Source organism: Streptomyces sp. NPDC053069, assembly GCF_044546895.1.
Classification (GTDB): domain Bacteria; phylum Actinomycetota; class Actinomycetes; order Streptomycetales; family Streptomycetaceae; genus Streptomyces.
In genome coordinates, this window is record NZ_JBITZN010000001.1 from 796,769 (window position 1) to 802,768 (window position 6,000).

Genomic DNA, 6,000 nt, shown 5'->3' on the forward strand with positions numbered 1-6,000 from the left:
CCCTGATTGCCTACACCGGCCGAGCCGGACATTCTCACAACGTCCGTATCCACCAGACAGTTTCCACCACGCACCACCCCTTCGGTGCGGCGACCCCCCGCAACCTCATGCCCCTGCCGGATGTCCCCCATGCACCACCGGTTCACTGGGAGGACGACCGAGCGTAGTCAGGCCGCTTCGCCTGTCGCAAGGCGTCCACGACGATCTTGTCCGACTGCTGAACGGTCACCGTGGCCTGCTCCTTCTCCAGCGTCTGCACCACGCCTCCTGGGATGTTCAACGCCGGCTCCAGGTCCTGCGGCTTGCCGATGACCTTGAAACGATAGGGGGCGTTGATCTTGTTCCCGTCGACGCCGACACTGTCGCCGGCGTCCGTGAAGTAGGTACCCGCGACCACCCGTACCCCGTTGACCTGGATCGCCTCCGCGCCGGCCGCACGCAACTCCTGGATCGCGTCGAGCAGCATGTCCGCCTTGACCGTCCCCTTCGTGTCCTCGATCGTCATCGTGATGCCGGGACCCTGCGCCGCCACGGTGCCCGCCAGAATGCCGAGTTGCTTCTCCTTCTCGGCCGTCTGCTTGCGGGCCTCCGCGGCCCGGTCGGAGCTGCTCTGCAGTTCCTGGCGCTGCTTTTCGAGTCCCTGCTTCTCGTCCTCAAGACGCTGAGTACGCGAATCGAGTTCATCGAGGATGCGAACAAGATCTTCCTGACGGGCGCCGCGCAGCGCGCTGTCGCTGTCACTGTTGGACGCCACCTGCACCGCCAGCCCGAAGCCGAGGCCGAACAGCAGCACGGCGACGATCAGTTGGGCCCGGGTGACCCGCGGCGGCCACAGCCCCTTGACCAGCCGCTGCCTGCCGGTCAGCGCTTCCTGCGTTCTCGGCTCGGGCCCGGGCTCGGGTTCCGGTGCCCGCGCGGGCACCTCCTCGGGCAGCTCCTTGCGCAGCTTGTGCTCCGACTTGTCCGGAGTATCCCGCTTCTCCGGCTGCTCGTTCCGCTCGTTCTGCTCGCTCATCGGTGTCACGCCCGGAACACGTGCCGCCGGATGGCCGCGGCGTTGGAGAAGATCCGGATACCCAGGACCACCACGACACCCGTGGACAGCTGCGCACCCACGCCCAATTTGTCACCCAGGAACACGATCAGCGCGGCGACGACCACGTTCGACAGGAACGACACCACGAAGACCTTGTCGTCGAAGATGCCGTCGAGCATGGCCCGCAGACCGCCGAACACGGCGTCCAGTGCCGCCACGACGGCGATCGGCAGATAAGGCTCGACAACCGCCGGAACCTCGGGCCGGACCAACAGGCCGGCCACGACTCCCACGACGAGGCCCAGTACGGCGATCACGATGTGCCCTTCTCAGTCTTCTCGGTGCTCGGCTGTGCTGTGCGTACGATCACACTGGGTGCGGCGGGCAACCGTACGTCGCCCTCGGTGGAGATGGTGGCGCGGATGCCGAAGTTCTGCTCCAGGGCATGCAGATACAGGCCGTCGGCGCTGTTCTGGAACCCGTTGCTCAACTTTTTCCCGTCGCCCACCGCCAGCACCGTGTACGGCGGCACCAGCGGCCTGTTGTCGACCAGTATCGCGTCCCCCGCGGCCCTGATCGCGGACAGGGCGGTCAGCCGCTGACCGTTGATGGAGATGGCCTCGGCGCCCGACTCCCACAGCCCGTTGACCACGCGCTGCATGTCCCGGTCGCGGACCCGGCCGGTGTCGGAGAACCCCGAGGTCTCCCGCGGATTGGTGCCGTCACCGCCGGAGCTGGCCTCCTTGGCGTCGTTCACCACGAGCTTGACGCCCGGCCCATGGACCGCGGTGGCGCCCGACAGAACGTCCACTAGGTCCGCCTGCGTGCTGCCGCCGGTCGACTTCAGCGCCGCCCGCTGGCGCGCGCCGACCTCGTCACGCAGCGTGTCGACGGTCCCCTCCAGCTTGTCCGCGGCCGCGGTCTCACTGTCGATGCGGTCGATCAGCTCCTGGCGCTCCTTCGCCACCACGGGCGCCGCCGCCCGCGTCTGGGCCGCCCCGACGGTCACGACCAGCGCCGCAAGGACGAGCCCGGCCGCGAGGCCCAGCTTCGCCCTGAGGGTCCTGGGCAGCCCGCTCTCGCCCTGGGACTTTTTCCGGGCGGCGGCCTCGGCGTACCCGTCGTCGAGGCTGTGGTCCATGACGTTGGTGATCAACGACATGGAGGCGTCCGGGCGCTGCGGCCGCGTGGGGCTGCTCCGAACGGGGGGTTGCTGCGGCATGCCGCACATCGTCGCATGTCGCGACCAGTACCTCCGAACGGCCCCACCGGCGTGCCGGACAGGCCCCCTTGGGGACACTTGTCCGGCACGCGCGCGTGCGTGGGTTTTGCCGTCCGGTGGCGCGGCCTCCCTTACGCCTGGCCCTACCTCCCGGCGCTGTCCACGACGGCCGACCACTCGTCGAGCAGGGCCTGTGCCGAGGCGTCGTCGGGCCCCTCGGCCCACAGATGGGTGACGGCCTCGGCCGGGTCGGGCAGCACCATCACCCAGCGCCCGTCCGTCTCCACCACCCGCACACCGTCGGTCGTGTCGACAAAGCGATCCCCGGCCGCCTCGACCACCCGCCGCATGACCAGACCCTTGACGGCCCACGGTGTGGCCAGGTCCCGCTTGAGGACGTGCGCCCGCGGGATCCGCGCGTCGATCTGGCTCAGCGTGAGCTGCGTGCGCGCCACCAGCCCGATCAGCCGTACGAAGGCCGCCGTACCGTCGTAGACACTGCTGAACTCGGGGACGATGAACCCGCCCTTGCCGTCACCTCCGAAGATGGTGCCCTCCTCGCCGCCGACCCGTGTCAGGTCGTCGGGCGAGGTTGTGGTCCACTCCACCTGGGTGCCGTGGTAGGCGGCCACCTGCTCGGCGATCCGGGTCGTGGTCACCGGCAGCGCCACCCGGCCGCTGCGCCGCTCCGCGGCCACCAGGTCCAGCATCACCAGCAGCGCGCGGTCGTCCTCGATGATCCGGCCCTTTTCGTCCACGAGCGACAGCCGCTCGCCCACGGGGTCGAACCGGACACCGAACGCGGCCCCCGAGGACGCCACTATCTCCCCGAGCCGGACCAGACCGTTGCGCCGCATCTCGCCCGTCTCCGTGGGCCGGGACTCGTCGAGACCGGGGTTGATGGTCAGCGAGTCCACGCCGAGCTTGCCCAGCAGGCTGGGAAGCACCAGCCCGGCACTGCCGTTCGAGGCGTCGACGACGACCTTCAGACCCGACTCGGCGATCCCCGTCGTGTCGACATTCCGCAGCAGCGACCCGGTGTACGAGTCGAAGACACTGGCCGGGAAGTACAGGTCGCCGATCTCACCGGGGAACGCCCGCCGGTACTCCTGTCGCGCGAAGACCCGGTCCAGCTTGCGCTGGCTGCCCTGCGACAGGTCGGCGCCATTGCCGTCGAAGAACATGATGTCGACCGAGTCCGGCACACCCGGCGAGGTGCGGATCATGATGCCGCCGGCACTGCCCCGCGCGGTCTGCTGCCGGGCCACGGGCAGCGGCACGTTCTCCAGGTCGCGTACGTCGATGGCGCTGGCCTGCAGCGCGGAGATGACCGCCCGCTTGAGCGCACGGGCGCCTCGGGAGTGGTCGCGGGCCGTGGTGACCGTGGAGCCCTTCTTGAGGGTGGTCGCGTAGGCGCCGGCCAGCCGTACGGCCAGCTCCGGTGTGATCTCCACGTTCAGGATGCCGGACACGCCGCGGGCGCCGAACAGATGGGCCTGTCCTCTGGACTCCCAGATGACGGAGGTGTTGACGAAGGCGCCGGCCTCGATGGTCTTGAAGGGGTAGACCCGGACGTTGCCCTGAACGATCGATTCCTCACCGATCAGACACTCGTCGCCGATGACCGCGCCGTCCTCGATCCGCGCGGCACGCATGATGTCGGTGTTCTTTCCGACGACACAGCCGCGCAGATTGCTGTGCTGCCCGACGTACACGTTGTCGTGCACCACGGCCTTGTGCAGGAAGGCGCCGCTCTTGACGACGACATTCGAGCCGACGACGGTGTGCTCGCGGATCTCGGCGCCGGCCTCGACCTTCGCATAGTCGCCGATGTACAGCGGTCCGCGCAGTTCCGCATCGGGATGCACCTCGGCGCCCTCCGCCACCCACACGCCCGGCGAGATCTCGAAGCCGTCGATGTCGACGTTCACCTTGCCCTCGAGCACGTCGGCCTGGGCCTTCACATAGCTCTCGTGGGTGCCGACGTCCTCCCAGTAGCCCTCGGCGACATAGCCGTAGATCGGCTTGCCTTCCTTCATCAATTGCGGGAAGACATCGCCGGACCAGTCGACCGGAACATCCGGTTCGACGTAGTTGAACACCTCGGGCTCCATGACATAGATGCCCGTGTTGACCGTGTCGGAGAAGACCTGCCCCCAGGTCGGCTTCTCCAGGAAGCGCTCGACCTTGCCTTCCTCGTCGACGATGGTGATGCCGAACTCCAGCGGATTGGGCACCCGAGTCAGACAGACCGTGACCAGCGCGCCCTTCTCCTTGTGGAAATTGATCAGCTCCGTGAGGTCGAAGTCGGTCAGCGCATCGCCGGAGATGACGAGGAAGGCATCGTCCTTCAACGCCTCTTCGGCGTTCTTGACGCTTCCGGCGGTACCGAGTGGCTTCTCCTCATTGGCATAGGTGAGCTCCATTCCGAGCTCTTCGCCGTCGCCGAAGTAGTTCTTGACGAGCGATGCCAGGAACTGGACGGTGACTACGGTCTCGGTGAGCCCGTGCCTTTTGAGCAGCCGTAGCACATGCTCCATGATCGGGCGGTTGGCCACGGGCAGGAGCGGCTTGGGCATGCTAGAGGTCATGGGGCGCAGGCGAGTGCCTTCGCCCCCGGCCATCACGACGGCCTTCATGTCGGAAGCGTCCTCCTCCAAGAGACGACGGTCTAGCCGACTTCACCCGTCCAGATTGTCCCGCACTTTTGCACCACGGGCCATCGAGGCGTACGTCCGGACAATCGCCGAGCTCAATCGGCCATGGCGTCCGCACGAACCAATCGGCGGACCTGTACCACGTAGAGCACTCCTGCCCACCAGTAGAGGGTTGTACCCCATCCGGCGAACGCCCATCCGAAAATAGCAGCGACTGACGCGATCCACGTGCTTCCGTCGCTGAGGAGCAGCAACGGGAAGGCGTACATCAGGTTGAAGGTGGCGGCCTTCCCGAGGAAGTTCACCTGCGGCGGCGGATACCCGTGCCGGCGAAGGATGCCCACCATCACCAGGAGCATCAGCTCTCGCGCCAGCAGGAGGGCGGTCAACCAGACCGGGAGGATCTCCCGCCACGTGAGACCTACCAGCGTCGAAAGCACGTACAGCCGGTCGGCGGCGGGGTCGAGGAGCCGGCCGAGGCTGCTGATCTGATTCCAGCGCCGGGCGAGCTTGCCGTCCAGATAGTCACTGACCCCGCTGAAAGCCAGCACGAGAAGAGCCCAGCCGTCGCTGTGGGGGCCCCCGAACTCGGGCCTGAGGATCAACCACAGGAAGACGGGTACGCCGACGAGCCGTGCCATGCTGAGGATGTTGGGGATGGTGAGGACCCGGTCTGTCTGGACACGGGTCTCCTGGACCTCCACCCGGGGGCCTCCTGTGCGAAACGAGCCAACGATGCCCCCTGACCCTACCTCAACGCAAAAAAGCTCCGGCCCCTGGGCAGTACCCAAGAGCCGGAGCTGTAAAAGGAGTTCGGCGGCGTCCTACTCTCCCACAGGGTCCCCCCTGCAGTACCATCGGCGCTGTGAGGCTTAGCTTCCGGGTTCGGAATGTAACCGGGCGTTTCCCTCACGCTATGACCACCGAAACACTATGAAACTGACAACCGAACCATGTGTGGCACATGGGGCTGTTCGTGGTTTCAGAACCAACACAGTGGACGCGAGCAACTGAGGACAAGCCCTCGGCCTATTAGTACCGGTCACCTCCACCAGTTGCCTGGCTTCCAGATCCGGCCTATCAAC

Annotated in this window: 5 protein-coding genes and 1 rRNA gene; all 6 read right to left on the reverse strand. The window is 67.0% G+C overall.

Annotated features, from left to right (window positions below):
* Positions 1–142: 142 nt before the first annotated feature.
* Positions 143–1,015 (reverse strand): DUF881 domain-containing protein, encoded by an 873-nt coding sequence (locus ACIGXP_RS03605; protein WP_399763472.1) that lies wholly within the window; start codon positions 1,013–1,015, stop codon positions 143–145.
* Positions 1,016–1,020: 5 nt separating this feature from the next.
* Complete coding sequence (locus tag ACIGXP_RS03610; protein ID WP_003988855.1) at positions 1,021–1,353, reverse strand: small basic family protein; 333 nt, start codon at positions 1,351–1,353, stop codon at positions 1,021–1,023.
* Positions 1,350–2,267 (reverse strand): DUF881 domain-containing protein, encoded by a 918-nt coding sequence (locus tag ACIGXP_RS03615; RefSeq protein ID WP_399763475.1) that lies wholly within the window; start codon positions 2,265–2,267, stop codon positions 1,350–1,352. The genes ACIGXP_RS03610 and ACIGXP_RS03615 overlap by 4 nt, the downstream gene beginning before the upstream one ends.
* A 134-nt stretch (positions 2,268–2,401) precedes the next feature.
* The gene (locus tag ACIGXP_RS03620) at positions 2,402–4,897 is read right to left on the reverse strand and encodes a mannose-1-phosphate guanyltransferase (protein WP_363219334.1); all 2,496 of its coding nucleotides are present in this window, start codon (positions 4,895–4,897) and stop codon (positions 2,402–2,404) included.
* Between the two features lie 113 nt (positions 4,898–5,010).
* Complete coding sequence (locus tag ACIGXP_RS03625) at positions 5,011–5,619, reverse strand: CDP-alcohol phosphatidyltransferase family protein (RefSeq protein ID WP_399763478.1); 609 nt, start codon at positions 5,617–5,619, stop codon at positions 5,011–5,013.
* A gap of 107 nt (positions 5,620–5,726) precedes the next feature.
* Positions 5,727–5,843 (reverse strand): 5S ribosomal RNA (rrf, locus tag ACIGXP_RS03630).
* Positions 5,844–6,000: the final 157 nt, after the last annotated feature.

Bases quoted from the DNA above. Each gene is read 5' to 3' on its own strand.
- ACIGXP_RS03605 (WP_399763472.1), bottom strand. From the start codon at position 1,015: ATGAGCGAGCAGAACGAGCGGAACGAGCAGCCGGAGAAGCGGGATACT.
- ACIGXP_RS03615 (WP_399763475.1), bottom strand. From the start codon at position 2,267: ATGTGCGGCATGCCGCAGCAACCCCCCGTTCGGAGCAGCCCCACGCGG.
- ACIGXP_RS03620 (WP_363219334.1), bottom strand. From the start codon at position 4,897: ATGAAGGCCGTCGTGATGGCCGGGGGCGAAGGCACTCGCCTGCGCCCC.